The 26,251-nt window shown below is 66.9% G+C and carries 24 protein-coding genes and 1 pseudogene; 13 read left to right on the top strand and 12 right to left on the bottom strand.

Annotation, left to right across the window (positions count from 1 at the left end):
* The 4 genes from EPN80_RS20910 to EPN80_RS20895 all read right to left on the bottom strand — a co-directional run bounded on the left by EPN80_RS20910 (position 1) and on the right by EPN80_RS20895 (position 4,498).
* On the bottom strand, positions 1-1,326 hold the full coding sequence (locus tag EPN80_RS20910; protein ID WP_293031939.1) for a chloride channel protein: 1,326 nt from the start codon (positions 1,324-1,326) through the stop codon (positions 1-3).
* Positions 1,327-1,462: 136 nt separating this feature from the next.
* Positions 1,463-2,332, bottom strand: a complete 870-nt coding sequence (locus tag EPN80_RS20905) for an amidohydrolase family protein (RefSeq protein WP_293032003.1) — start codon at positions 2,330-2,332, stop codon at positions 1,463-1,465.
* A gap of 101 nt (positions 2,333-2,433) precedes the next feature.
* Positions 2,434-3,735 (bottom strand): MFS transporter, encoded by a 1,302-nt coding sequence (locus EPN80_RS20900; RefSeq protein ID WP_293032002.1) that lies wholly within the window; start codon positions 3,733-3,735, stop codon positions 2,434-2,436.
* Between the two features lie 40 nt (positions 3,736-3,775).
* Positions 3,776-4,498 (bottom strand): GntR family transcriptional regulator, encoded by a 723-nt coding sequence (locus EPN80_RS20895; RefSeq protein WP_293031937.1) that lies wholly within the window; start codon positions 4,496-4,498, stop codon positions 3,776-3,778.
* A gap of 209 nt (positions 4,499-4,707) precedes the next feature.
* Here EPN80_RS20895 and EPN80_RS20890 point away from each other — a divergent pair.
* Positions 4,708-4,845, top strand: a pseudogene (locus EPN80_RS20890) (RNA polymerase sigma factor SigJ); the annotation flags it as partial.
* Positions 4,846-4,849: 4 nt separating this feature from the next.
* Here EPN80_RS20890 and EPN80_RS20885 read toward each other — a convergent pair.
* A complete protein-coding gene (locus tag EPN80_RS20885; protein WP_293031935.1) occupies positions 4,850-5,743 on the bottom strand; it encodes a LysR family transcriptional regulator in 894 nt (297 codons plus the stop codon).
* Positions 5,744-5,852: 109 nt separating this feature from the next.
* Here EPN80_RS20885 and EPN80_RS20880 point away from each other — a divergent pair, with 109 nt between their 5' ends.
* The 3 genes from EPN80_RS20880 to EPN80_RS20870 are packed head-to-tail and all read left to right on the top strand — an operon-like array spanning position 5,853 to position 8,172.
* Positions 5,853-6,470 carry a nitroreductase family protein gene (locus tag EPN80_RS20880; RefSeq protein ID WP_293031933.1) on the top strand — a complete coding sequence of 206 codons (618 nt, stop codon included), beginning with the start codon at positions 5,853-5,855 and terminating at the stop codon, positions 6,468-6,470.
* Positions 6,467-7,339: an EamA family transporter gene (locus EPN80_RS20875; RefSeq protein ID WP_293031931.1), complete on the top strand. Its 873-nt coding sequence runs from the start codon at positions 6,467-6,469 to the stop codon at positions 7,337-7,339. Before EPN80_RS20880 ends, EPN80_RS20875 begins: the two co-directional genes overlap by 4 nt.
* A gap of 32 nt (positions 7,340-7,371) precedes the next feature.
* Positions 7,372-8,172: a dienelactone hydrolase family protein gene (locus EPN80_RS20870; RefSeq protein ID WP_293031929.1), complete on the top strand. Its 801-nt coding sequence runs from the start codon at positions 7,372-7,374 to the stop codon at positions 8,170-8,172.
* Between the two features lie 38 nt (positions 8,173-8,210).
* Here EPN80_RS20870 and EPN80_RS20865 read toward each other — a convergent pair whose 3' ends face one another.
* Positions 8,211-9,215 (bottom strand): LysR substrate-binding domain-containing protein, encoded by a 1,005-nt coding sequence (locus EPN80_RS20865; RefSeq protein WP_293031927.1) that lies wholly within the window; start codon positions 9,213-9,215, stop codon positions 8,211-8,213.
* 136 nt (positions 9,216-9,351) lie between these two features.
* Here EPN80_RS20865 and EPN80_RS20860 point away from each other — a divergent pair, with 136 nt between their 5' ends.
* On the top strand, positions 9,352-10,566 hold the full coding sequence (locus EPN80_RS20860; RefSeq protein WP_293031925.1) for an MFS transporter: 1,215 nt from the start codon (positions 9,352-9,354) through the stop codon (positions 10,564-10,566).
* 5 nt (positions 10,567-10,571) lie between these two features.
* Here the strand turns inward: EPN80_RS20860 and EPN80_RS20855 are convergent, their stop codons facing one another.
* Complete coding sequence (locus EPN80_RS20855; protein WP_293031923.1) at positions 10,572-12,053, bottom strand: PLP-dependent aminotransferase family protein; 1,482 nt, start codon at positions 12,051-12,053, stop codon at positions 10,572-10,574.
* A gap of 121 nt (positions 12,054-12,174) precedes the next feature.
* Here EPN80_RS20855 and EPN80_RS20850 point away from each other — a divergent pair, with 121 nt between their 5' ends.
* A complete protein-coding gene (locus EPN80_RS20850) occupies positions 12,175-12,921 on the top strand; it encodes a GNAT family protein (protein WP_293031921.1) in 747 nt (248 codons plus the stop codon).
* Between the two features lie 19 nt (positions 12,922-12,940).
* Here the strand turns inward: EPN80_RS20850 and EPN80_RS20845 are convergent, their stop codons facing one another.
* From EPN80_RS20845 to EPN80_RS20835, 3 genes are all read right to left on the bottom strand, one after another.
* Positions 12,941-14,158, bottom strand: a complete 1,218-nt coding sequence (locus EPN80_RS20845; protein ID WP_293031919.1) for an MFS transporter — start codon at positions 14,156-14,158, stop codon at positions 12,941-12,943.
* A 180-nt stretch (positions 14,159-14,338) separates the two neighbouring features.
* The gene (locus tag EPN80_RS20840) at positions 14,339-15,478 is read right to left on the bottom strand and encodes an FAD-dependent oxidoreductase (RefSeq protein ID WP_293031917.1); all 1,140 of its coding nucleotides are present in this window, start codon (positions 15,476-15,478) and stop codon (positions 14,339-14,341) included.
* Positions 15,475-16,149: a cupin domain-containing protein gene (locus tag EPN80_RS20835; protein WP_293031916.1), complete on the bottom strand. Its 675-nt coding sequence runs from the start codon at positions 16,147-16,149 to the stop codon at positions 15,475-15,477. The genes EPN80_RS20840 and EPN80_RS20835 overlap by 4 nt, the downstream gene beginning before the upstream one ends.
* A 166-nt stretch (positions 16,150-16,315) precedes the next feature.
* Here EPN80_RS20835 and gcvA point away from each other — a divergent pair, with 166 nt between their 5' ends.
* The 7 genes from gcvA (at position 16,316) to EPN80_RS20800 (ending at position 23,882) form a co-directional block, all read left to right on the top strand.
* Positions 16,316-17,248: a transcriptional regulator GcvA gene (gcvA, locus tag EPN80_RS20830; protein ID WP_293031915.1), complete on the top strand. Its 933-nt coding sequence runs from the start codon at positions 16,316-16,318 to the stop codon at positions 17,246-17,248.
* Positions 17,249-17,380: 132 nt separating this feature from the next.
* Positions 17,381-18,661: a thiolase family protein gene (locus EPN80_RS20825; protein ID WP_293031914.1), complete on the top strand. Its 1,281-nt coding sequence runs from the start codon at positions 17,381-17,383 to the stop codon at positions 18,659-18,661.
* 1 nt (position 18,662) lies between these two features.
* Positions 18,663-19,082: a zinc ribbon domain-containing protein gene (locus EPN80_RS20820; RefSeq protein WP_293031912.1), complete on the top strand. Its 420-nt coding sequence runs from the start codon at positions 18,663-18,665 to the stop codon at positions 19,080-19,082.
* Between the two features lie 121 nt (positions 19,083-19,203).
* Positions 19,204-20,622 (top strand): efflux transporter outer membrane subunit, encoded by a 1,419-nt coding sequence (locus tag EPN80_RS20815; protein ID WP_293031910.1) that lies wholly within the window; start codon positions 19,204-19,206, stop codon positions 20,620-20,622.
* Between the two features lie 40 nt (positions 20,623-20,662).
* A complete protein-coding gene (locus tag EPN80_RS20810; RefSeq protein WP_293031908.1) occupies positions 20,663-21,958 on the top strand; it encodes an efflux RND transporter periplasmic adaptor subunit in 1,296 nt (431 codons plus the stop codon).
* Entirely contained in the window at positions 21,955-22,677 is a 723-nt protein-coding gene (locus EPN80_RS20805; protein ID WP_293031907.1) for an ABC transporter ATP-binding protein, read from the top strand. Before EPN80_RS20810 ends, EPN80_RS20805 begins: the two co-directional genes overlap by 4 nt.
* Positions 22,674-23,882 carry an ABC transporter permease gene (locus EPN80_RS20800; RefSeq protein WP_293031906.1) on the top strand — a complete coding sequence of 403 codons (1,209 nt, stop codon included), beginning with the start codon at positions 22,674-22,676 and terminating at the stop codon, positions 23,880-23,882. Before EPN80_RS20805 ends, EPN80_RS20800 begins: the two co-directional genes overlap by 4 nt.
* Positions 23,883-24,003: 121 nt before the next feature.
* On the opposite strand, the gene EPN80_RS20795 is transcribed toward EPN80_RS20800, so the two are convergent.
* Positions 24,004-25,356, bottom strand: coding sequence for an MFS transporter (locus tag EPN80_RS20795; protein WP_293031904.1), 1,353 nt, complete (start codon positions 25,354-25,356; stop codon positions 24,004-24,006).
* A gap of 61 nt (positions 25,357-25,417) precedes the next feature.
* Positions 25,418-26,230, bottom strand: coding sequence for an enoyl-CoA hydratase-related protein (locus EPN80_RS20790; protein ID WP_293031902.1), 813 nt, complete (start codon positions 26,228-26,230; stop codon positions 25,418-25,420).
* Between the last annotated feature and the right edge of the window lie 21 nt (positions 26,231-26,251).

The raw sequence follows: 26,251 nt of genomic DNA, 5'->3' as shown, positions 1-26,251 counted from the left end.
TCACGCCGACGGCTTATGCTCTTGGCTGTGATAGCGCTCCGACAGCGCTTCATACAGCGGCGGCGCAAAGAAGCTCGAGACGCGACTGGCGATGAGCGCGGTGGCCATAAGGGCGATCACCAGCGCGTGGCCGTTGATCATCTCGATAACAATGACGAACGCAGTGATCGGGCTTTGCGTGACGGCGGCCAGATAGCCGACCATGCCGAGCGCGATGAGCATCGGTAGCTGCATTTGCGAAAACACCAGGTGCAGCGTGTTGCCGATGCCCGCGCCGATCGCCAGCGATGGCGCGAACAGCCCGCCCGGCGAGCCCGGCAAATACGAGCCGACCATCGACACCATTTTGAGCGCCGGGTAAAACACCGTGAAGTGACCGCGCTGGTCCAGCATCGAACGCGCTTCGGCGTAGCCGCTGCCGAACGTGTGGCCGCCCGAGGCCACGCCGACCACGGCAATCGCCAGGCCGCACAACGCGCCGAAGTAGACCGGGCGCCTGGCGCGCAGCGTCAATACGGCAGGCGGCATCCAGCGCGAGGTATTGAGCAGGAGCCAGCAGAAGATGCCGCCGGCGCAGCCCGCGAGCACGCCGATCATGGCCACGGCCACGACCAGCAGATCGGGAAAGCGCGAGCCGATATTGATGGTGCCGAAATAGGTGTAGTTGCCTTGCAGACCCAGCGATACGATCCCGGCAAAGATGATTGCGGTGATCAGCACCCCGCTGGTGCGCTGCTCGAAGCTGCGGGTCAGCTCCTCGATGGCGAACACGACCCCGGCCAGCGGCGCGTTGAACGCGGCCGACAGCCCCGCCGCCGCGCCCGCCAGCGCCAGCCGTCGCTCCAGCGCGACGCCGCGCATCGCGCGAAACCGCTTTGGATAAAAGCGCCGCAGGTTGTACATCAGCGCCGCGCCAACGTGAATCGTCGGGCCTTCTCGGCCAATCGTCATGCCGCCGAGAATCGCCAAAAATGACACCAGAATCTTGCCGATCAGAATGCGAAGCGTCAGCAGCCGCTCGCCCAGTTCGCTGGGACCGTGCAGCATCGCAATCACCTGGGGAATACCGCTGCCCTCGGAGCCCTTGAAGAATTTCAGCGTGATCCAGACGCACGCCGCACTGACCGCCGGCGTGACCAGCAGCGGCAACCACGGATAATGTCTGGCGAAATGCAGGAATGCGGCATAACCGACGTCGATCAACTCGGCGTACAGCACGGCAACCAGACCTACCGCAATGGCGCCAAGCCAGAAGATGCCGTAGTGCAACCACAGCCGATAGGCACGCTGGAATGTCCGTTGGTCGATAAGGTAGGCCAATTGCATGTTTTCGGGGGACGGCGAAAACCTGCCATTATAGTCCTCCAGGTTCTGCGCGCAGCCCTGTATTACCCTGCCCGGCCTCATCCGCCGGGCAAATGCGTGCCGCCACGGCCGGTTTGGGGCAGGCCGCCCCGCCGCCTCAACCGAACCTGAAGAGTCGGGCCGGCGTATCGACCAGCACCGCGCGCCGCTCGTCGGCATCAGGCAACAGCGCCTGTATCGCACGGCAAGCCTGGCTATAGTCCACCGTGGTCTCGAAGCGAGTGTGCGGCCAATCGCTGCCCCACAGCAGCCGGTCGAGCCCGAACGCCTGTTTGAGCAGTGGCGTCGCCGCGCGTGCGATTGCCTCGCCGGCGACGCCTGCGGCACTGCGGTACGCCGCCGAGAGCTTGACCCAGACCCGCCGCGTCGCGCCCAGCGTCAGCAAATAACGAAAACCCGGGTCGGTGACGCCTTGCGCCGGATCCGGCAAGCCGAAATGGTCGATCACGACATCCAGGCCGTGTTCGAGCAGCGGCCGAACCAGCCGGGCCAGCCGCGACGCTTCGCACTGCAATTCAATCTGCCAGCGCAATGCCGCCAGGCGCGGCAGCAGCGTTTGCCACGCGGCGGCGGCGAAATCGGGATCGGACATGCCGAGCAGATTCAGGCGAATGCCGACCACGCCTGCCCGCGCCCATCGCTGCAGCCGCTGCGCATCCGCGGCGGCCTCGAGCGGGTCGATCACCACGATGCCGCGCAGTCGTTCCGGTTGCGCAGCCAGCGATTGCAGCAAATAGCCGTTGTCGGTGCCCAGAAAACTGGGTTGCACCAGCACCCCATGCGACACGCCGTGCGCATCCAGTTGCGCCAGATAGGCGCCAAGCGGCGCGTCGTAACCTGGCGCATAGCGGCGTTGCCGCGCCAATGGCAAATCGCGCACGAACACGTGCGCGTGCGTATCGATAGCCGTGATGGCTTCGTCACGCGGCGACGCCGTGCAAGCGAGCGAGTCGGAAATCTCCAGCATGGTTGATACGTTCGGCATAAACATCGTCGGCGCGGCGGGCTACCCGCCCGCCGCACCGGCATCTTGAAGTCATTCACGACGCGGCTGCAGGGCCGCGCGGCTCAGTAGCGGGCCTGATGGCTGGCCGCGGCGGCAGGCGCCGGCTCGCCGCCGGGCAGCGCCTCGGCCAGCGAGCGTCCGCGTGTCTCGGGCAGCATCAGCACGGCCAGCGTGACGATACTATAGGCAATCGCCGCATCGATACCGATCGCATAACCCAGCGGCATGCTCGCGGCCATATGCCCGACCAGCACCGGAAAAGCGGCCGACGCGACCCGCCCGAAGTTATAGCAGAATCCGACGCCCGTGCCGCGCACGCCGCGCGGATACAGCTCGCTGAAAAGCGCCCCCATGCTGGCCGGAATGCCCGCGGCGAAAAATCCCAGCGGAAAGCCCAGCACCAGCATCGCGGCGTTGCCCAGCGGCAGGAATAGGTAGATCAACACTGTCGCCACGCAGCAGATCGCGAACAACAGAATCGTGCCGCGCCGGCCGATGCGATCAAGCAAATGGGAGCTGGCCACGCAACCGCAAAAGAACGCGAAGATGATGACCGCCAGATACCCGCCCGTGCCGAGCACCGAGAGGTGGCGCTCGGTCTTCAGGTAGGTCGGCAGCCAAGTCATCAGCGCATAGTAGCCGCCGTGCGCGCCCACGCCCAGCAGCGCGCCGACCAGCGTCATGCGCAGCATGCGCGGCGAAAAAATGCCAACCAGCGGTGCGCTATCGCCACTGCCGCCGCTACCGGCGGCGTTGCGCGCCGCCTGGCGCGGCACTTCCGGCTCCTTGACGTGGCGACGCACGTAAAGGACCAGCAGCGCGGGCAAAATACCGGCGGCGAACATCGCCCGCCAGGCCATATGCGCGGGCATCACGGAAAACGCCAGCATGTAGAGCAGCACGGCGGCGGCCCAGCCGACCGCCCAGGCGCTTTGCACCGTGCCCATCGCCTTGCCGCGATGCTCGGGGCGGATCGACTCGGCCATCAGCACCGCGCCGGCGGCCCACTCGCCACCGAAACCCAGGCCTTGCAGCGTTTTCAGGAGCAAGAACTGCGTGTAGTCCTGCGCGAACGCCGAGGCGAAAGTGAACACCGCAAAAAACACGATGGTGATCTGCAAGGTGCGCACCCGCCCGATACGGTCGGCCATCGCGCCGGCAATCCAGCCGCCCACCGCCGAGGCAATCAGGGTGGCGCCGCCCACATAGCCGGCCTGGGTCTTACTGATCGCCCATTCGGCGATGATCGCGGGAATCACCAGGCTGAACATCTGCACGTCGAGCGCATCGAGCGCCCAGCCGCCGAAACACGCCCAGAAAGTGCGTCTTTCGGACGCCGATACTTGCTTGAACCAACTGAACATCATGGGTCTCCTCAATCATTGACAGGGGTCGCACCGATCTCTAGCGGATCTCGACCTGGTAAAGGAATTCACTGGCCGGCCCGCGCGAGCGCCGCCATTCGAGCGGGCGACGGTCGTAGCCGAGGGCCAGCCGCTCGATCACCACCACCGGCGCGCCGCGCTCGATACGCAACAGCCGCGCGTGCATCGGATCGACCGTCTCCACGGTCAGCGTCTCGCTGGCCGAGGCGACCACCTGGCCGCACTGCGCCTCGTAGACCGGGTACAGCAGATCACCAATGCCGGCGACGTCGAGCCCGGCAAAGGCCGCGAAGGGCTCGTAGGGCAGCCAGATCTCTTCGGCCAGGATCGGGGCGTCATCAATGATCCGCAGCCGCGACATGCGAATCACCTTGGCGTTCGGCGCGATCTGCAGCGCCGACGAAACGGCGGACGGCGCCTCGAGCACTTCGCGCTTCAGAATGCGGCTCGACGGAATGCGGCGCTCGCCAAGCCGGCTCTGAAACCGGAAGAAACGAAACAGCGAACCATCGAAACTCACCCGCCGCACAAACGTGCCGCGCCCCTGAAAGCGCTCGAGCATGCCCTCGGCGACCAGCACATCCACGGCCTTGCGCACCGTGCCCACCGCGACGTCGTAACTGCGCGCGAGCTCCTGCTCAGTGGGAATGGCCTCGCCTGGCCGCCAGCGCCGCTCGGCGATCTGTGCCGCCAGCTCATCACGCAGGCGCTGATAACGCGGCAATCGGTTGTCGATTTGCATGGCAAATTTCATTTGGTCGTTTAGTCATATATATGTTTATATGAAACAGCATGAGCCGCAATGCGCGTTAACCCTTGGGGCACGAAGAATGGAATGCAGCACGCACGCCTGCGCGGCCCGCGCGCCGGCCATAAAATTTTCCTGACGATGTCGCACGCGAGCTCGCCCGCTCGTCATGTCAGGTGAACCCTCACCAAAGAAGATGCCACATGGCGGGCTGCATCACGCGCGAGGCTGACGGCGAGTTGCAAACGACCGTCCTCGATATCGGGGATAGCAAGGCGCGCGCCATTTATGTCGCGGGCAATCCGGACAAGCTGCGGCGCCTGCATGGGCAGCGGGGTTGAAAAACTAAAGCGCGCGGCTGAACTCGTCGACCAGGAAATCGAGGAAAGCGCGAATTTTCGGGGCGACGTGCTGCCGCGACGAATAGACCGCGTAGAGGGTGGTTTCCACGGTGCGCCAGTCCTCCAGCGCGGCTTGCAGCCGCCCTTCCCGCAGATCATCGTCGACATACGGACGGGGCATCAGGCTCACGCCGAAACCGGCGCGCAGCGCGTCGCGCACCGCCAGACTCGATGACACCGAATAGCGCGCGCCGACGGCAACCCGCTCGGTGCGACCGTCCTTGCTGAACTCCCAGACGTCGGCATGCCCGGACAGGCTGAAGCGAACGTGATCGAGCGCCTTCAGCTCGGCTGGCGTGCGGGGCTTGCCGCGCGCCGCGAAGTAAGACGGCGCCGCGCACAGCACGTGCGGCATGACCGCCAGCTTTCTGGCGATCAGGCTGGAATCCTCGAGATTGTCGCTGCCGCGAATGGCCATGTCGAACCCGTCCCGAACGAGATCGACGCGCCGGTCGTCCAGATGCAGATCGAGTTTCAAATCGGGATAGCGCGACAAAAACCGGGGGATGGCCGCCGACAGCCGCGTCAAGGTCACCGTCATCGGTGCGCTTACGCGCAGCGTGCCGCGTGGCGCTGCCTTGATCGGAGACAGCGCCTGATCGGCTTCGGCCAGCGCGTCGAGCCCGCGCGTGACATGCGCCAGATAAATCCGCCCTTCCTCGGTCAGCGCCATGCGCCGCGTCGTCCGGTGGATAAGCCGCACGCCGACATGCGCCTCCAGCTCGGCGACATTCTTGCTGATCGCCGCCGATGACAGTCCGAGCCGCCGCCCGGCTTCGGCAAAACTGTTGAGTTCCGCGGCACAACGAAACACTTGCAGGGCCGTATAGCGATCCATTGATCATCCACCTTTGGTAAATAATGTTCTTACTTTTATCGCATTAACATCTGGCAGTGCATTTTGTATTCTAGCTGCAGCCTTTCTCACTTTCCTGGTCAGGAACGAAATGACGACCCATCCCAGCATTGCCTTGATCGAGCAGCGCGTCTCCGCCAATCGATTCGACACATCGCATGCCATGGCGCCCGCCGAGATCGAGGCGCTGGTGCGCCTGGCGACGCGCGCCCCGACTGCCTACAACCTGCAGAACTGGCGGTTCATCGCCGTGCACACGGCGGCGGCCAAGGCCACGCTGCGCAGCCTCGCGCACGGCCAGGCCAAGGTCGCCGAGGCCGCCGTCACTTTCATCGTCTGCGGCGCGCTGCCCGACCCGGCCGCACTCCCCGCCAGACTGCGGCCTTTCGTCGAAGCGGGCCATATGCCGGCGGGAATGGCCGAGAGCTGGCAAGCCGGCGCGCTCGCGCAATACGCCAATGCGCAGACCGCCCGCGACGAAGCCGTACGCTCGGCCAGCCTGGGCGCCGCAACACTGATCCATGCGGCCGGGGCGCTGGATTTCGCCTCATGCCCGATGGTCGGGTTCGATGCCGAAGGCGTCGCGCACGCGTTCGGGCTCGCCTCAAACGAAATCCCCGTGCTGTTGCTCCCGGTTGGCCGCGCCGCGCCGGGGAACTGGCCGCAAAAGCCCCGCCGTCCGCTCTCCGAGGTCCTGCAAATCATATGAAAACCGCCGCTTCCGACCTGCTGCTCACGGCCATCGCGCCTGCCGTCTGGGGCAGCACCTATATCGTCACCACCCAGTTTCTGCCGAATTTTTCCCCGATGACAGTCGCCATGTTGCGCGCCCTGCCCGCAGGATTGCTACTGCTGGCGATCGTGCGGCAACTGCCGCGCGGCATCTGGTGGCTGCGCGCTTTCGTGCTCGGCGCGCTCAATATCTCGATCTTCCTGAGCCTGTTGTTCGTCGCGGCGTACCGCCTGCCCGGCGGGGTCGCGGCGACGGTGGCGGCGGTCCAGCCGCTGTTCGCGATCTTCCTGGCCGCCGCTTTGCTGGGCAGCGTGATCCGCGTCATGGCAGTGCTCGCGGCCCTGATCGGCATCGGCGGTGTCGGACTGCTGGTGCTGAGCCCGCATGCCGCGCTCGATGCCGTGGGTGTGGCCGCCGGGCTCGCCGGCGCGGCCTCGATGGCGCTGGGCAATATATTGACCCGCAAGTGGCAACCGCCAGTCTCGCTGCTGACCTTCACCGCATGGCAACTCACCGCCGGCGGCATCCTGCTGGTGCCGGCGGTGCTGCTGTTCGAGCCGGCGATGCCGGCGCCTACCCTCGCCAATCTGGCCGGACTGACGTGGCTCGGCCTGATCGGCGCAGCGTTGACCTACGTGCTCTGGTTCCGGGGCATCGCGCGGCTCGACGCCGCCGTGGTGTCACCGCTGCTGTTCATCAGCCCATTGACCGCCGTGCTGCTGGGATGGATGATCCTGAATCAGACGTTGAGCCCGCCGCAGATCGCCGGTATCGTGCTCGTCATCGGCAGCATCTGGCTCAGCCAACGCCCCACTCGCAGGTTAGCGCGCCAAGCGTCACACTGAATCGTCGTCTCAACCGTCGGGAGAACACCGCCATGCGACTCGCACGCCTCATCCCTGTCCTGCTCGCCGCGCTCACGGCGTCCCTCGCCTCGTCGGCCTTCGCGAAAATGGTCGCCCGCCCGGTCGACTGGACCCTCGGGGGCACCACTTTCAAGAACGTGCTGGTCTATGACGACGCCACCACGGCCAGGCGCCCCGGTCTGGTGATGGTGCCCAACTGGTTCGGCGTCAATGACACGGCCATCGCCAAAGCCAAGATGATCGCGGGCAAGAACTATGTGATTTTGCTCACCGACATGTACGGCGCAGGCATCCGGCCCACCAATACCAGCGAGGCCCAGCAGGCCGTCGCGCCGCTCTATCACGATCGCAGCCTGATGCGCGCGCGCATCGGCAAAGCCTTCGCGCAACTCAAGGCCGAAGCCGGCAGCGCACCGATCGATCTGTCGCGGCTGGCTGCCATCGGCTTTTGCTTCGGCGGCGCCGCGGTGCTCGATCTGGCGCGCAGCGGCTCGGATGTGAAGGCCGTGGTGGCGTTTCACGGTGACCTGAGCACGGACGATCCGGCGCTCGCCAGAAACATCAAGGCGCGCGTGCTGGCCATCAACGGCGGTGACGACACCATCACCATGCCGCAAGTGCCGCAATTCACACAGGACATGCGGCAAAGCCCCGCCGATTGGGAGTTCGTCGAAATCGGCCATGTCGTGCATTGCTTCACCGAAACCGAGGCGACCGCCACGACCGGCAATTGCCGTTACAACGCCAAGGCCGCGGCGCGCTCCTACCAGATGATGCGCGACTGGCTTAATGAGAGCTTTGCCGCGAATTGAGCGCACGCCCCTGGCGCGGCGGGCGGCTCACCGCGGAATCATGCTTTGCGGCGCGCCCGCTTCGCAGGTGGCGCCGCTGGCCTGAGCTGTCGCGCACGCTCGCGTTGGGCCGGCGCGGCCGGATGTTGGGCGGCCGCCGTGATCCATTTTTTGAAGGCCATGACCGCGCCGTCGTCCGCGCGCTCGGCGTTCACCACCAGCGTGTAATCGGGCCCGCGCCAGATCGGCCCTGAAATCGGACATACCAGACGCCCGGTGGCAATCTCGCGCTCTATCAGCGGCAGCGACGCCAGGGTCACGCCAAGGCCTTCGGCGGCCGCGCCCAGTTGCAGAAAGACGTGATCGAAATCGAGGTGGCGCACGCCCCGCAGGCCCGGCGCGCCGGCCTCGCGCAGCCAGTCGGACCAGGCCGTGCGCGTGCTCATGGAGTGCAGCAGCGTGTGATGGCGCAAATCGGCAACGGTCCTGATCGGGTGGTTAAGCAGCACCGCCGGACTGCACGCCGGCAGGCGCAAGTCGGGCATCAGCGGCATCGAGACGAGGCCGGCCGCCTCCTCCGGCCCCGAGCGCACGCCGATGTCGAAGGCATCCCCGACGTAGCGCAACTTGCGCGAGGCGGTCGACAGGCGCACCTCGATATCGGGGTAGCGCGTCTGGAAGCTCGCCAGGCGCGGAATCAGCCAGCACAGGGCGAAGCTCGCCAGCGCGTTCACACGCACCACACCGGTAATGCGGCGCGGCATTGACTCGTGGCGCAGCCGGGTCACCGAACTGCTCAGGCGCGCGAACGCGCCGTTGACGTCATTGAGCAGCGCTGCGCCTTCGTCGGTCAGCACCACGCCGCGCGAGCGGCGCTCGAACAGCGGCACGCCGAACCAGTCTTCCAGTGATCGAATCTGCTTGCCGACCGCCCAGTGCGTGACATGCAGATCGCTGGCCGCGGCCGCGAAACTCCCCAGGCGGGCCACCGCCTCGAAATGCCGCAACGCATTCAATGGCGGTAATCGTTCGGCGTCCTTGGCGGTGCGTTTGTCTGTACTCATGAGGTGACTTTTTCTCCCGGCTGACTCAATATTACGTCAGTTGCGGCACGTCGAGAGCGAACCTAGACTATCCGTGTTCCGCAACACGACGCTCGCGCTGTCGCCACCGCCCGCGCCGGCGCGACTCGCCTGAACCATGAGACCTTTCTCTTTCTCCAGCACCACGACCGGCGCGGCCGACGGCTCCGGCCCATCGACGGCCACGACACGCACGCGTGTTTTATGGATCTCGTGCATGGCGCATGCGCTGCACGACGGGTACACCGACATGATCTACGCCCTGCTGCCCATTTGGCAGGCGGACTTCGGTCTCGATTACGGCGCCCTGGCGATCGTGCGCGGCATCTACGCGGGCACGATGGCCGCGCTGCAGATGCCCGCCGGGCGCCTGGCCCGAACCCTGGGCACGCGTGCCACGCTTGCGCTCGGCACGCTCCTGGCCGCACTGGGCTATGCCGTCGCGGGCATGTCCGGCAGCCTGGCCGGCCTATGCGTGGCGCTCGCCATCTCGGGCGGCGGTTCGAGCACCCAACATCCGCTGGCTTCCGGCGCGGTAGCGCGCGCCTACGGCCGCGACGCGCGGGGGCCGCTGAGCGTCTACAATTTTTCCGGCGATCTCGGCAAAGCGGCGCTGCCGGCTGCCATCTCGCTGCTGATTACCTTCATGCCATGGCGCCATGCGCTGTGGACCCTATCCACCGCCGGTGTTTTGTTCGCGCTGGCGATTGCACTTTTTCTCCCCTCGGTACCGCGCGGCGAGCCGGCGCCGGCAAACGCGCAGTGCGCCACCGGCAACGGCTCGCGATCGGGTTTCTCATGGCTGTTCACGATCGGCGTGCTTGACACGGCCGTACGCATGGGACTGTTGACGTTCCTGCCCTTCCTGTTGAAGGAAAAAGGCATCTCGCCGCCGATGATCGGCACTGCGCTGGCGCTCGTGTTCATCGGCGGCGCTGCCGGCAAGTTCGTGTGCGGCTGGCTCGGCGCGCGCCTGGGCGTGATCGGCACGGTGTTCGCCACCGAAGGCGGCACGGCCGCGTTGATACTGGCCGTGATTTACCTGCCGTTGACGCCCGCGATGATCCTGCTGCCGCTGCTGGGCGTGATGCTCAACGGCACCTCGTCTGTCCTCTACGGCACGGTGCCCGAGCTGACCCCGGTCGAGCGCACCGAGCGGGCATTTGCGCTCTTTTACACCGGCACCATCGCGGCAGGCGCACTCGCCCCGATTGCCTATGGTTTTCTGGGCGACCGCATCGGCGTGCACGGCGCGACGATCGCCACCGCAGCAACAGCGCTGGCCGTGTTCCCGCTTGCGCTTGCCCTGCGGCCGCATCTGCGCGCGGCGTGAGCGTGCTATCGCCGTACGGCAGCCGGTCGGGCCGCCTTCGACGCCAGCCGCGCCAGCACGCGCACGCCCCCCGGAATCTCTTGCGCAGAAGTATTGCCATAGCCAATGACCAACCCGTTGCCCTGCGTGGCGCCGCCGATTGCGAAGCGCGACAGCGCCCCCACGCCAATCTGGCGGGCCTGGGCCAGCTCGACCACCTTGCGGTCGACGATATGCGGGGGCAGGCGCAAGGTCAGATGCATCCCGCAGTTGCCGCCCAGAATGGGCGCCTGCGGGAAATACCGGCTCAGCGCGTCGCGCAGCACCTGCTGCCGCTCGCGATACAGGCGGCGCATGCGGCCCAGGTGCCGGGCGAATTCGCCGCTGGCGATGAAGTCGGCGAGCGCCAGCTGGTCGAGCCGGTGGCCGCCGCGCAGCAGTTCCTGCAGGGCCAGCCGGGATGGCTCGACGATGCCGCGCGGCAGTACCGCAAAGCCGATGCGAAGCGCCGGGAACATCGTCTTGCTGAACGAACCGACATAGAGCACCGGCGCATCGGGCACCAGCCCCTGCATGCTGGCGATCGGCTCGCCGGTATGGCGAAACTCGCCGTCGTAGTCATCCTCGATCAGCCAGGCGCCGGCACGGCGGGCCTGGGCAATCAGTTCGAGCCGGCGCGCGACCGACAGCACCGCGCCGGTCGGATACTGGTGCGCCGGCGTCGTGTAGACGAGCTTCGGCGCCTGCGTGCGCCATGCCCTGGCTGGGGCGGCAAGTCCCTCCTGATCGACAGGCATCGGCACGATCCGCAGATCGCCGGCATGGAACGCCGCGCGCGCGCCGCGATAGCCGGGGTCTTCAATCCACCCCACGTCGCCGGGATTGCTCAGCAGCGTCACGCACAGATTCAGCGCCTCCTGCGCGCCGCCCGTGATCACCACTTGCGCGCCATCGCAGCGCACGCCACGCGCGATTCGCAGATGCGCGGCGACCGCCTCGCGCAGCATCGGCTCGCCAGCCGGTTCGCCATAGCCCAGCGCATGAGGCCGCGCACCTTGCAATGCGCGCTCGAGAGAGCGGCGCCAGGCCGCCAGCGGAAAACGGTCCAGCGCCGGCGTGCCGGCCCTGAGCAACGCCTCGCGCGCCGGTTGCGCCCCGATGCCGGCAAAACCCGCCAGCCGCCGCGCCAGTGCCGGCGGCGCCGGCGGGGTATCGCACGCAAGCTCCCGATGCATCGCCGGGCTCGAGAGCGCGCTCACGCGCGTACCCTTTCGGTCGGCGATCACATAACCCTGCGCGGCCAGATGGTCGTAGGCGATCACCACCGTGTTGCGCGATACGTCAAGCTCGGCAGCCAGCAGCCGCGACGACGGCAGCAACGCGCCGGCCGGCAGGCGGCCCGACAAAATGGCCTGTTGCAGCCGCTCGATCAGCTGCTTTTGGAGCGACATGGGTTTGCCGGTCTGCGCAACCAGGCCGGGCGCCAGCGGGCCAATGATTTCAATCATGATGCCTGGACCTATGAAATGCTTGAACGGTGGATCTTTCTAACGTACCACAGGTGGCTTATCTTACGAGCCAGAACGCGGCGTACACCGCCACCGTCCCCCAACGATCAAGGAGATTGACATGGCGTCACGACTCAACGAATACCAGCAGCCGATCGGTGCGGCGCTGCCCGACTGGCGCGGCGCGCGGCTACCGCAGCGCGTGACGCTGGCGGGCCGCTATTGCCGGATCGAACCCGTGGCGGTCGAGCGGCACGCCGCCGAACTCTTTGACGCCTACCAAGATGCGCCCGACGGCCGCGACTGGACGTATCTGTCGGTCGGCCCGTTCGAGACGCTCGAGGCTTATCGAACTCACCTGACGAGCGCCGCGCAAAGCCGCGATCCGATGCATTACGCGGTGATCGACCTGGCCACCGGCAAGGCGGTCGGCACGCTCGCGCTGATGCGCATCGACGCGCCCAACGGCGTCATCGAAGTCGGACACGTGACGTATTCGCCGCGCCTGAAGCGCACCCGCATCGCCACCGAGGCGCTGGCGCTGCTGATGAAATACGTGTTCGAGGATCTCGGCTACCGCCGCTTCGAGTGGAAGTGCGACGCGCACAATGAACCATCGCGCGTCGCCGCCTTGCGCTACGGTTTTACATTCGAGGGAATTTTCCGCCAGGCCATCGTGACACGCGGGCGCAATCGCGACACCGCGTGGCATTCGATTATCGACACCGAATACCCGGCGCTGAGCGCAGCCTATGCGCGGTGGCTTGCCCCGCAGAATTTCGATGCGCAGGGGAAACAGATCGAGACGCTCGCGAGCTGCATTGCGCGGGAATCGTCGCGCCCCAGCCAGCCTTTGGCAGAGCACTGATCGGAGTCGACGCGCGAACTCAGGCGGCCATCCCGCCGCGACGCGTCGCGGCCGAGTAGGCCAGCACGCAGATCACCAGCGCCAGCGGAACGAAGGACACCCCCAGCACCGCGCTCCATCCATACGCGGTCAGCAGCCCGCCTGACAGGAAGGAGCCGACGGCGATGGTGCCGAACACGATAAAGTCGTTCAGCGATTGCACGCGGGCCTTCTCTTCGGGGCGATGACATTCGAGCACCAGCGCCGATGCGCCCACGAAACCGAAATTCCAGCCCAGGCCCAGCAGGATGAGCGTGAGCCAGAAATGCGCGACGTCGACGCCCGCGAGGCCAATCGCCGCGGCGCATCCGATGAGCGTAAGCCCCGTGACGACGACCCGCTGCGCGCCGAAACGCGCAATGAGGCGGCCGGTGAAGAAACTGGGCGCGTACATGGCGATGACATGCCACTGAATGCCCAGGTTGGCGGACTTTTGCGTCAGGCCGCACATCTGCATCGCCAATGGCGCCGCCGTCATCAGGAAATTCATCAGCAGGTAGGACACGGCGGCACAACTCACCGCGGTGACGAACAGCGGCTGGCGAACGATCTCGCGCATCGGGCGGCCGACAGTCGCCGCCGTTCTCACCGACGCCGACGCCGATACTGGTAAGGGAATGCGCACGCCCGATAGCACGAGCGCCGCGAGGACGGCGACCGCGCCTTGCGCCAGAAACGTCACTGCGAAGGTGTGCGGCGTCCACAGGTTCATCGTGACGTTCACCAGTTGCGGCCCGATCACGCCGGCCACCACGCCGCCGGCCATCACGAACGACAATGCCCGCGCGCGGCGGTCCGGCGGCACGCAATCGGCCGCTGAAAACCGGAAAGAAAGCACCACCGCCGCATAGGCGCCGCCGAAGAACATCGCCGTGCAAAACAGCGCAAACGAGCCCAGTACGACGGCAAGCGCGGCGAGCAGGCCGACCAGCACGCCGCACCCCGTGCCCAGCAAAAACGCGGCCCGGCGCCCGAACCGCTGAGCGACGACCCCTGCCGGCAAGGAGCACGCCGCCATGCCCACCACGAATATCGAAATCGGCAATGTCGCGAGCGCGCGATTGGGTGCCAGTGCGTCGCCGACAATCGAGCCCGTCGCATACACCACGGTCGAATTCGCGCCGGCGAGCGCCTGCGCGATCGTGAGTCGTGCGACGTTGCCGCTGGCGTGGGTGTACAGGCTGTCGTCAGAATGCACGATGCGTCTTCCCCATCGCCCTGGCCCGGCGGCCCACGGCAGCACTCCGCGCGCCCCGGTGGGCAACGCACTGCATCGTGACCTGCGTGGCCCTGCTGGTACTTTTCACGTTGACGTTCCCCAGTGTCGTTTGCACGGCCGCCGATGCCGCATTGCATCGGCCTCAGCACCCATCGGTTGTTACCGCATTGTAGGGGCGTGGCCCAATGCCGTGCGCAGCCCCGCACTGGCCGCCTCGATCGCGCCCGCGACGTAGCCGGGGAATTGCGGCGACCATTCGCTTGCAATGCCAATCAGCGCGTTGCGCCAGACGCCCGCGCCGGCCGTGGCCGCCGGCGCGGCGGCATGCCCGGCCGGGCCATCCAGATCCTCGGCGATCGCGGTCAGCGCGTCCGCCGACCAATCCTTGACGAATTCGTCGCGGGGCCGCGCGGCCGGCTCGCCGAAGAGCCGTGTGAATTGTGCGCGGCAGTGCTCGCGCAACGCGTCGTCGGACAAACGCCGGCGCGCCGACGCGGCGATCCCGAAAAAGCCGAACAGCGCGGCATGGCCGCCCGGCATCGAGGCGTCGTGGATTTCGACGAGCGGGCCGCAGGCGCTGCGGGCCTCGCCCGAGAGGCCGCGCTCACGCCAGAACGGCGCATCGTACACGGCAACATACTTGGCATGCGCGGCCATCCAGGTGGCGGTATGGCGCCACTCGCGCGCGAGCGGCTCGGGCAAGGCCGGCGAAAAATCGATCGTGGCGAGCGCAAGACGCGGGGGCACCGCCAGCAGCACCGACTCGGCGCGATAAGTCACCAACCGCCCTTGCGCATCCTCGGCGCTCAGCTCGACGTGCGACTCGGCGCGACGCATCTGCCGCACCCGCGTGCCCAGCGCGAGCCGCGATGGCGGCAACTGCCGCCGCAGCGCGTCGGTCAGGGCGGCCATGCCGCCCACCAGGCGCATCGATTGCGGCGACGTCGCATAGCCGCGCATGCGCATCGGCCCCTCGTGCAACGAGCGCTCCGCCACCATGTCGCCAGACTCGTGCTGCGGGAAGCGCGCCAGGCCAAGCTGCGTTACCAGCGCGTCGAGTTCGGGTTGCAGCGCCGGCCAGAACCACGTCGGCCCAAGGTCGAAGCGATCGCGATCGCCCGACGCGATGGTGTCGACGGCACCCGGCGTGGGTGACAGCGAGGCCGACAGAATGCGTCCGCCCGGCCGCGTGCGCGCCTCCAGCACCACATAGTCGTGCATGCCCTGCTGCTCGAGCAGCGACGCCGCATACAGGCCGGCGACGCCGGCGCCCACGATGGCGATGCGCGTTGCCGTCATGGCTGTGCTCCGCTCGGGTGGTAAGCCGCCTCGGTCTCTTTCACGTAAAACATCGCACCGTGCGCGCCAGCCAAGACGGCCGGGCATGCGCCGCGCGGCGACCGCACCCAGCTGCCGCGCTCGTAGGACTGCACGCCGATCACGACCGCGCCGGCCAATACCAGCAGCTCGACACCGCGCTTCGATGCGGCCAGGGCCGTCGCGCCGGGCGCCGCGCGCCGCAGGCTGACATGCTCCACCGCATTGGAAAAAAGCGGGCAGACGTCGACACCCTCCCGCCGCTGCCACGCCGCCGGATCCCGGGTGTCGATGCGTACGCTCAGGCGCTCGTCGGGCAGCATCTGCCGCAGCTTGACGAAGATAAGCGCGCCCTCGCGGCTCGACGGGCAATGGCCGGAACCCGGCGGATTGCGCAGGTACCAGCCCGCCGGATAATCCTCGCCCTCTTCGGAGAACACGCCCGAGAGCACCAGGATCTCTTCGCCGGCCGGATGCTCATGGCGCGGAAAAAACGAATCGGGCGCATAGCGCACGATGCTGGTCGCGCGTGCCTGCTCGCCACCGATGCGATCCAGCATCACGCGTTCGACGCCGCCCTGCGGCGACGTCACCCAGCGATACTCGCGCGGCGTCACGCTCGCCCAACGGGAAAAGTCGTCATTGATCCGCATGATTGTCGAAAAGGAAAACTATCTGCCTACCCTGCCCGGCCGCGGGCCTGCGGCGTACCGCCGCCGCCCGCCCCGCCAGGCAGACCGTGAGTGATATTTTTCATCGATTCCCGCCAGCCGGCAAACGAGATAAAGTATCCGGCATCGATAGAAAATCTTTAGCTCCATGAAATCTCCCGTTCATCTGAACGCGTTGCGCGCGTTCGAGGCCAGCGCCCGCCATCGAAGCTTTGCAGCCGCCGCAGCCGAATTGCATGTGACCCCCGCCGCGGTGGGGCAACTGGTGCGCACGCTGGAAGATTCGCTGGGCGTGACGCTGTTTCACCGCACCGCGAGCGGGCGCGTGCGGCTGGTGCCGACCGATGCCGCCGAGCGCGCCCTGCCCGACATTCGCGCGGGTTTCGATCGCCTGACCCTGGGGCTCGAGCGGCTCAGGGAGGAGTCGACCAGCGGGATGCTGACGGTGGCCGTGAGCCCCGCGTTCGCGGCCAAATGGCTGCTGCCGCGCATCGAGCGCTTCCAGGCCGCGTGGCCGGATACCGACGTGCGGCTCGACACCAATCTGAAGCCGGTGGATTTCGTCGCGCTGGGCGTCGATATCGGCGTGCGCTATGGCACCGGCCGCTGGCCCGGCCTGAGCGCGGTCAAGCTGATGGACGAGGAAGTGTATCCGGTCTGCTCGCCCAAGCTGCTGCACCGGCGCGGCCGCTTGCAGACGCCGGAATCGCTGGCGCGCGAGACATTGATTCACGATCTCTCGATGGACGCCGCCACCGGTTTTCCCACCTGGGACATGTGGCTGCAAAAAGCCGGCGTGACGGGCGTGGCGACCATGCGCGGCATGAAAATCAACAACTCCGCCGCCGTGCTGCAGGCGGCCATCGACGGCCATGGCATTGCGCTGGCGCGCAGCGTGATGGCCGGCGACGACCTGGCCACCGGCCGGCTGGTGCGCCTGTTTGCGGGCATCACGTTCGCTTCGCCGCTGGCCTATTACGTGGTGTATCGCGCCGACGGCGCGAGCCTGCCCAAACTCGCCGCATTTCGCGACTGGCTGCTCGACGAGGCGGCCGCCGCTCACGGCAAGCGCCGCTTCTGACGACGCGCGTCCGCAAAAAGACCCGCTTGCCCGCGGCCGATGAAAATCACGGCGCGATTGACGTGCATCAAACCACCCCCCCTTGGCCGGTGCTCAGATAGCGCTGCGTGAACCATTCAAGGAGGCATTTCCATGAGAAACACTTTACGCGAACGAGTGGCGATTTCGGGTGTCGGCTGTTCTCGTTTTGGCGACCTGCTCGAGACGCCCGAGCTCAAGGGAACGAGCCTCCAGGAGCTCACCGCGCGTGCGGTCAAGGAAGCGCTCGACGACGCCGGCATCAGCGCGCAGGACGTCGATGCCGTGTGCGCCGGCAATGCCATGGTCGCCAGCTCGCAGTTGCCCGGCACCTATACGCAGCTCTCCAAATGGACCGGCACGCAGTTCAAGGCCGGCGTGCATTTCGAGGCACAATGCTCGACCACCAACGTCGGCGCTTCGCTGGCCGCCATGGCGATCGCCGCCGGCGTCTACGACACGGTCCTGGTCTACGGCGTGGAGACCACGCGCACCAAGGTCAAGCAATACAGTCCGTACGAGCGCGAGCCCATCTCGCACCAGCAGACCTGGCTATGGACCGATATGGCGGTCAACCAGGCCTATGGCGTGCCGCAGGGCTATGACATTTTCTCGACGTATAACGGCCTGGTCGCGCTCGGCTACTGCCGCAAATACGGCATCTCGATCGAAGATTTCGACCGGGGCATGTTCGAACTTTGCCGCACGCGGCGCATGCACGGCGCGATGAATCCCAAGGCCAACATCCAGGAAAAGCTGGAAGATCGCGCCGCGCGCGAGGGCTTCTCCGACCCGTACGACTACTGGCGATCGGACAAGCACAATCCGTTCGTCGCCTGGCCGTCGCGGCTGCTGAGCCTGGTGACCACGGCCGACGGCGCCTCGGCCATGGTGCTCACGCGCGCCGACCTGGCCAAGCGCGGCAAAACGGAGCCGGTCGAGTTCAAGGGATTCGGCATCAGCTACAGCGACCTGCCGTGGTACGGCGATGACCCGACCTACTGGGAATTCGACAAGCGGGCCATCGACGCGGCCTTCGGCATGGCCAACATCAAGGCGGCCGACATCGACTATCTGCACACGCACGACTGCTCGCACATCTCGAGCATTTGCACCGCCGAGACGATCGGCTACCTCGACGCGGGCAAAGGCCTCGCCGCCGCGCGCGACGGACGCCTGCGCTTTGACGGCAACCGGCCCATGTCGACCCACGGCGGGCGCCATGCGTTCGGGCATGCGTGGGCGGCCAGCGCCGGCTCCGATACCTACGAGGCCGTGATGCAAATGCGCGGCAAGGCAGGCGCACGGCAGATTCCCAGGCCGCCCCGGGTCTCCGTCATTCACACCCACGGCTACGCCATGATCGGCACCGTGGTCGTTCTCGGGAGTCTCTGACATGCAAAACGCTACCGAACAGCCCAACACCATCCGCTCCTACTACGAAGGGCTCGCCAGCGGCGTGTTTCGCGCCATCGCCTGCAAGTCGTGCGGGCGCTACACGTTCCCGCCGACCGGCTGCTGCGAGCATTGCGGCAGCTGGAACGTCGAGCCCGCGGAACTCAGCGGCGAGGGCACGCTGCTGTTTGCCACGCACAACATCACGCCGGCCTGCCACCCGCGCTTCGAAAAAATCGCGCCCTACGTCTACGGCCACATCCAGCTCAAGGAGGGCCCGATCGTCCAGGCCATCGTGCTCGGCGTCAAGGCCGCGCCGGAAGACCTGCGCCAGCTCTTCGAGCGCGGCCCGGTGCCCGTCAAGGCCGAAGTGCTGCAAATGGATGACCTGCCGGTGCTGGCGTTCAGGGTGGCGGGTTGAGTGGGTGGGTAAGCGCGCAACGAAGGCCCGCACGTCGAGCATCGGCGCCACGCCGGCGGCACGCTCGACGGATCGCAGATCGGTTGCGGCGACGCTTGCATCCAGGTGGAGACGAGGCGCCATGCCGGCCGGCATGGCGGTCATCGCCCTGCTGCTGTCGGGCTGCGCCGCGGTCGGTCCCGATTACAGCAAGCCACACATCGCGGTGCCCGAGAACTGGCATGCCGCCCATCAGGCAGGCGCCGTCGACGCGAACGCGTTGGCCCAGTGGTGGACGCAGTTCCACGACCCCGTACTCGAGCGCCTGATCACCGAGGCGCTCGTATCCAACACCGATCTGGCGGCGGCGCGCGCCCGGCTGCGGCAAGCCCGGGCCCTGCGCGCCCTGGCCGGCGCCCAGTTCTATCCTACCGTCAGCGCATCAGGCGCGGCCCAGCACAGCAAGTTCAGCGGGACGACCGGCACGGCAGGCTCCCGCAACTACTTCAGCGCCGGCTTCGACGCGGCATGGGAGCCGGACATCTTCGGCGCACAGCGGCGTGGCGCCGAGGCGGCGCAGGCGGACCTGGAAGCCACCGAGGCGTCCTTGCACGCCACCCAGGTTTCACTCGTGGCGGAAGTGGCCGTCAACGTCGTGGAACTGCGCGCCTACCAGGGACGTCTGGCGATTGCGAGGGCCAACGAGGCCACCCAGGCGCAAACCCTGCAGATCGCCGAATGGCGCGCGCAGGCGGGCCTGGTGACCAGCCTCGACGTGGAGCAGGCCCGCACCAACCTCGAGCAGACCCGGGCCAGCATCCTGCCGCTCGAGACCAGCGTGGCCGCAACGACGAACCGCCTGGCGGTCCTGCTCGGCAAGACGCCCGGCAGCCTGAACGCCCTGCTCGACCCGCCGGAGAACATCCCCGCCGTGCCGGAGGCGGTCGCAGTGGGCATTCCTGCGGACACCCTGCGGCAGCGCCCCGACGTTCGGGCCGCCGAACGCACCCTGGCTGCGGAAACCGCGCGCATCGGCGTCGCCCAGGCGCACCGCTATCCCAACCTGACGTTGAGCGGATCCCTCGGCCTCGAATCCCTGACGCTCGGCGGCCTGAGCGGCGGCAACGCTGCGGCCGGCTCGCTGTTGGCGAGCCTGGCCGGCACCGTGTTCGACGGCGGCCGCCTCAAACAGCAGGTGGAAGTTCAGAGCGCCGTGCAGGCTCAGGCGCTGGCCGCCTACCAGGCCACCGTGCTGACCGCCTTGAGCGATGTGGAAAATGCCCTGACCGCCCTGGCCAACGGCCGCGGCCGGGTGCAGGCGCTCAGGATCGCGGCCAGGTCCGCCGCCAATGCCGAGCAACTGGCCCAGCAGCAATATGCCGCCGGCCTGGTCGATTTCGAGACCGTGCTCACCAGCCAGCGGACCCTGCTCCTGGTGCAGGACAGCCTGAAGAGCAGCGAGGCGGACACCGCCACCTCCCTGATCCAGCTCTACAAGGCTCTCGGCGGCGGCTGGCGCAACAGCAACACGCTGCAAGGCACGAAGCAGCGGCCCGAGTGAATGTACGAACCATCCCGACCCAGAACACAGGCAGACCAGCATGAACCCACCGAAAAACCCGTCTCCCGACGACATCAAGGCCACCTTGGGCCTGCGCTCGGGCATGCGACGATGGGCCGGCCGCCGCCTCTGGTGGTGGGCAGCGGCCATCCTCGCCGTGGCTGCCCTGGCCTTCTTCTTTCTTGGATCGGGCAATGATGCACAGGCGCCCCGCTACCAGACCACGGAGGCCCGCAAGGGCGACCTGACCGTCACCGTGTCCGCCACCGGCACGCTGGCGCCGACCAATGAAGTCGAAGTCGGCAGCGAGGTGTCCGGGACCATCGAGGAGGTCGACGTGGACGTGAACGACCGGGTGAAGAAGGGCCAGCTCCTGGCAAGCCTGGACACCTCCAGGCAGCGGGACGCCGTGGCCAAGGCCAGGGCGACGCTGGCGGCAGCCGACGCGACGGTGCAGCAGAAGCGCGCCACGGTCGCCCAGGCGAAGGCGACGCTGGCCCGCTACCGGCAGGTTGCCGAGCTGTCCGGCGGGAAGGTGCCTTCCAGGCAGGAGCTGGACATCGCCGCGGCCGATGTGCAGCGCGCCATTGCCGACGAAGCCAGCGCCGCGGCGTCGGTAATGCAGGCCAGGGCCGCCCTGCGCGCCGAGGAAACCACCCTGTCCAAGGCCTACATCCACTCGCCGATCGACGGCGTGGTGCTGACCCGCAAAGTGGACCCGGGCCAGACCGTGGCCGCTACGATGCAGACCCCGGTGCTGTTCTCCCTCGCGGAAGATCTGTCCAAGATGGAGCTGCAGGTGGATGTGGACGAGGCCGACGTCGGCAACGTCAAGGACGGGCAGTCCGCCGTGTTCACCGTGGATGCCTGGCCCAACCGCAAATACCAGGCCCGCGTCACCCGCGTGAGCTTCGGCTCGCAGACCACGGACAAAGTCGTGTCTTACCTCACGACCCTGCAGGTGGACAACCAGGATCTGAGCCTTCGGCCGGGCATGACGGCGACGGCCGAGATCACCACGGTGGAATTGAAGGATGTGCTGCTGGTGCCGAACGCGGCACTTCGGTTCAGCCCCGCGGAGACCGCCACTGCGGCCAGGAAGTCCGGCGGGCTGCTCTCCGCCATGATGCCGCGCCCGCCGATGCAGCCGCAGAAGAAGCTGGCCAGGGAGAAGAAGGAAGGCAGCCAGCGCGTCTGGGTGCTGCAGAACGGACAGGCCGTGCCGATGGACGTCACGGTCGGCTACACGAACGGCAGCCAGACCCAGGTAAGCGGCGGCGATCTGCGCGCCGGCATGCAGGTCATCACCGACGCCTTGTCGACGGCCCGGCCATGAGCGAGCAGGCGGCGGCCGATACCCGCATCATCGCCCTGGAGGCGGTCACCAAGACCTATGGCCAAGGGCCGGCGGCCTTCCAGGCGCTGCGCGGCGTGGACCTTGCCATCGAAGCGGGAGACTTCGTGGCGGTGATGGGTCCCAGCGGATCGGGCAAGTCCACGGTGATGAACATCATCGGCTGCCTTGACACGCCGACCAGCGGCGTCTACCGGTTCAAGGGCATCCGCGTGGAGCAGCTCGACCGCAACCAGCGCGCCCTGCTGCGCCGCAACTACCTGGGCTTCGTGTTCCAGGGCTTCAACCTGCTGGCCCGCACCACCGCCCTGGAGAACGTGGAGCTGCCGCTGTTGTACCGGGGCGAGACGCCGGCCAGCCGCCACGCCACCGCGCGCGCTGCCCTGGCACAGGTGGGCCTGGCCGGCTGGGAGGAGCACACCCCGGCCGAGCTGTCCGGTGGCCAGCAGCAGCGCGTGGCCATCGCCCGGGCCATCGTCACCCGGCCCACCGTGCTGCTCGCGGACGAGCCGACCGGCAACCTCGACACCCGGCGCAGCCACGAAATCATGGAACTGCTGGCGGCGCTCAACCGGGACATGGGCATCACCGTCCTCATGGTGACCCACGAGCCGCCCATGGCCGAATATGCGCACCGGCAGGTGTATTTCGTCGACGGCATGGTGGAGAGCGACAAGGACAAAAGGAAGGCCGCGCCATGAACCGGAACACGCTGCTGATCGCCCTGCGGGAGATCCGGCGCAACCTGATGCGCTCCTTCCTCACCATCCTCGGCATCGTCATCGGCGTCGCGGCGGTGATCACCATGGTCACCCTGGGCAACGGCGCCACCCGCGCCGTCGCCGCCCAGGTGGCCAGCCTGGGAAGCAATCTGATCATGATCAGGCCCGGCCAGCGGCTTGGCCCGGGCCAGGGCTCCGCCGGCGCGCCCAGCTTCAAGCTCGCCGACGTCAACGCCATCAAGGCGCAGATCCCCGGCCTGGCCGCCGTCGCCCCCATCGCCAGCACCATGGTCACCGTGGTGGCCGGCGCCAACAACTGGTCCACCACGGTGCAGGGCACCAGCGATGCGTGGTTCACGGCGCGGGGCTGGACGCTGGCCGCCGGCCGCACCTTCTACGAAGGCGAGGAGCGCGCCGGCGCGGCCGTATGCGTGATCGGCGAGCGGGTGCGCAAGGAACTGTTCGGCAGCCAGAGCCCCATCGGCAGCAGCATCCGCGTCAGGCAGTTCGCCTGCAACGTCATCGGCCTGCTCAAGGCCAAGGGACAGTCGGGCATGGGCCAGGACCAGGACGACGTGGTGGTCATGCCCCTGCGCACCGTGCAGCGGCGCCTGACCGGAAGCCTCGACGTGGGCACGCTGATCGTGTCGGTCAAGGACGGCGTGTCCACCAGCAAGGTGCAGAGCCAGCTCCAACTGCTCCTGCGGGAACGGCGCCACATTGCGGCGAATGAAAACGACAACTTCAATGTCATGGATACCAAACAGATCGCCGAAGCCCTGTCCGGCACCACCGACGTGCTCACCACCCTGCTCGGCGCGGTGGCCGCGGTAAGCCTGCTGGTGGGCGGCATCGGCATCATGAACATCATGCTCGTGTCGGTCACCGAGCGCACCCGTGAGATCGGCATCCGCCTGGCCATCGGCGCGCTGGAGCGCGAGGTGCTGCTGCAGTTCCTGATCGAAGCGGTCGTGCTCTCCAGCCTGGGCGGCCTGATCGGCATCGCCATCGCCACGGGAGCGTCGATCTTCCTGGCCGGCGTCATGCAGGTGCCCTACGTTTTCAACCCCGGCATCAACCTCCTGTCCTTCGCCTTCTCCGCGGCCATCGGCGTGGTCTTCGGCTATTTTCCGGCCCGCCGCGCGGCTCGGCTTGATCCGATCGAGGCGCTCAGGCATGAGTGAATCGGATGGGCCGGGCCAGCCCCGGGGCACCTGCGTGAGCGAACCGGCGACGCGGCGGCAATTTGTGGATCGTCGCTGTGTGCGCCGGGCCCAACAGTGACCGCAAGGTTTTTCCGGTGGATCAGTCGCCTGCGGGTGCCGGCGCCGTCATCAACTCCGCCCGGCTTTTGGCCCGGTCCCGCTTGAATCCCCAGAAGTAGGTAACGGCAAGGCAAGGTACCAGTGACGTAATCGAATAGGCGACCCCTGCCAATTGATTGCCGGTCAGCGCGACCAGCGACAGGCTGATCAGCGGCAGGAATCCGCCAAACAGGATGTTGCCGAGTTGCTGCGCGAGTCCGAATCCGGTCGTCCGGCTCTGAGGCGGAAAGCACTCGGCGATAAATGCGGGTAGCGGCGCCATGATCATGGCGGTCAGCACGGCGAGCACAGTGATAAGTGCCGCGACCACACCCCAGGCGCCGTCGAGCACCCCTGTGCGGATCCCCGCAAAGGCCGGATACGCGCAGGCCATCCATGCGAGGATGCCGATGAACATGACGCGTGCTCGCCCGATTCGATCGGACAGGCGGCCGAACACCGGGAACATCGGCGTGGCGATCACGATGCCGACCGCCACGCAAAGACTGGCGTGCGTCGGTTCGACCTTGAGCACGTTCTGCAGAAAGTACAGCATGTAGACAATCGACGTGTACAACGATACCGAGGTACCCCCCTGGGCGCCGAAGATCGCCACCAGAATGGCTTTCCATGAGGTTTTGCTCGTCACCGTGTCGGACAGGGGCGCCTTCGACAAACGCCCGCTTGCCTGCATCTCCACGAACACCGGCGTCTCCTTCATGCCCAGCCGAATCATCGTTGCAATCGCGACAATCGGCGCGGAGACCAGGAACGGCACGCGCCAGCCCCAGGCGGCGAATGCGTGGGCGTCGAGCGTCAGTCGCAATGCCGACACGATCGCCAGGGCGAGCAACAGGCCGACCCCGGCCGTGCTCTGCAACACGCTCGTGAACATGCCGCGCTTGTCCTGCGGTGCGTATTCGACCACGTAGACGACAGCCGATCCATACTCCCCGCCGAGCGCAATACCTTGCGTAATGCGCAGCACCAGCAACGCGACAGGCGCCGCCACTCCGAGCGCGCCATAAGTCGGCAAACAACCGATGCCGACCGTCGCGATGCCCATCAACGCCAGTGTGATGACAAAGGTCTTCTTGCGCCCGATCCGATCCGCCATGGGGCTGAAGATGATCGTGCCGATTGGCCTGGCCAGATAGGCGATGCCAAAGGTGGCAACGCCCGCGAGCGCGGCGACGGTGCGGTCCTCCGACGGCAGAAACAAATGCGTCAGCGTGCCCGTCAGCGCGACGTACACGAAGAAGTCGTAGTACTCGAGCATCGTTCCCAGGCTCGAGGTCGTGATGATCTTCAACATTTGCCGTAGCGTCGCCGGTTGGCGATGGTGCGTGTTCATGACTGTCTCCTTCCACTGTTTTTTTGTTTGCGTTACATAGAACGCGTCGTCTGCCGACGCTTTACCTGAGAAACCGGCGAACCGCGGCCTTGTGCTCTTCGCCGCAAAGGAGAATGGCCTGCATCGACGCGGCCATCTCCAACGCCGCCGGCAACGTTGCCTCCGCCGATTGGCGGACCAGTTGCTTGGCCATGCGCAAGGCATGCGGCGGGCTGCCGGCGATTTTTTCGGCAAGCAGTTGCGCCTGGGCTTCCAGCGCGTCGTCGGCCACGACATGCGAGACGATACCGACGTCGAGCGCGCGATGCGCATCGATGAATTCGCTGGTCAGCGTCAACTCCATCGCCTTGGCCACGCCGACGATCCGGGCGAGGAACCAGGCGCCGCCGATGCCGGAGACCAGGCCGAGCCGCAGAAAGCTCTCCGCGAAGCGCGCATTTTCCGCGGCAATGCGCAAATCGCACATCAATGCGATATCGAATCCGGCGCCCACCGCGGCGCCATTGACCGCGGCAATGGACGGCACGGGCAGCGCATGCAACGCGCGGGTAATGCGATGCAGGCTCCCGGCGAGGCGCTCCCTGACGGCCTCGACCGAGCCTTGCATCAGATCGGCGCCGGCCTCCATATCCTTCACATTGCCGCCCGTGCAAAAATGCCTGCCCGAGGACCTCAGCAGAACGCAGTGCACGCTCGCCAGACCGCTCGCGCGCTCCAGCGCGTCCGCCAGCGTTTCGGTCATTGCGACATCGAGCGCGTTGCCGGTTTTCGGTTCATTCAGTGTGATGGCCATCACGCCATTGACGACGCGGGTCGTGACCAGGCCCTCGCCTTGCGCCCCGTCGGCCGTCGTGTCATCGCTTATGGTGTTCATTGGGTAACCGTTCATTCCGAT

Source organism: Pandoraea sp. (assembly GCF_004297875.1).
In the GTDB taxonomy this organism is placed as follows: Bacteria; Pseudomonadota; Gammaproteobacteria; order Burkholderiales; family Burkholderiaceae; genus Pandoraea.
This window is presented reverse-complemented; position numbering and strand designations above follow the sequence as displayed.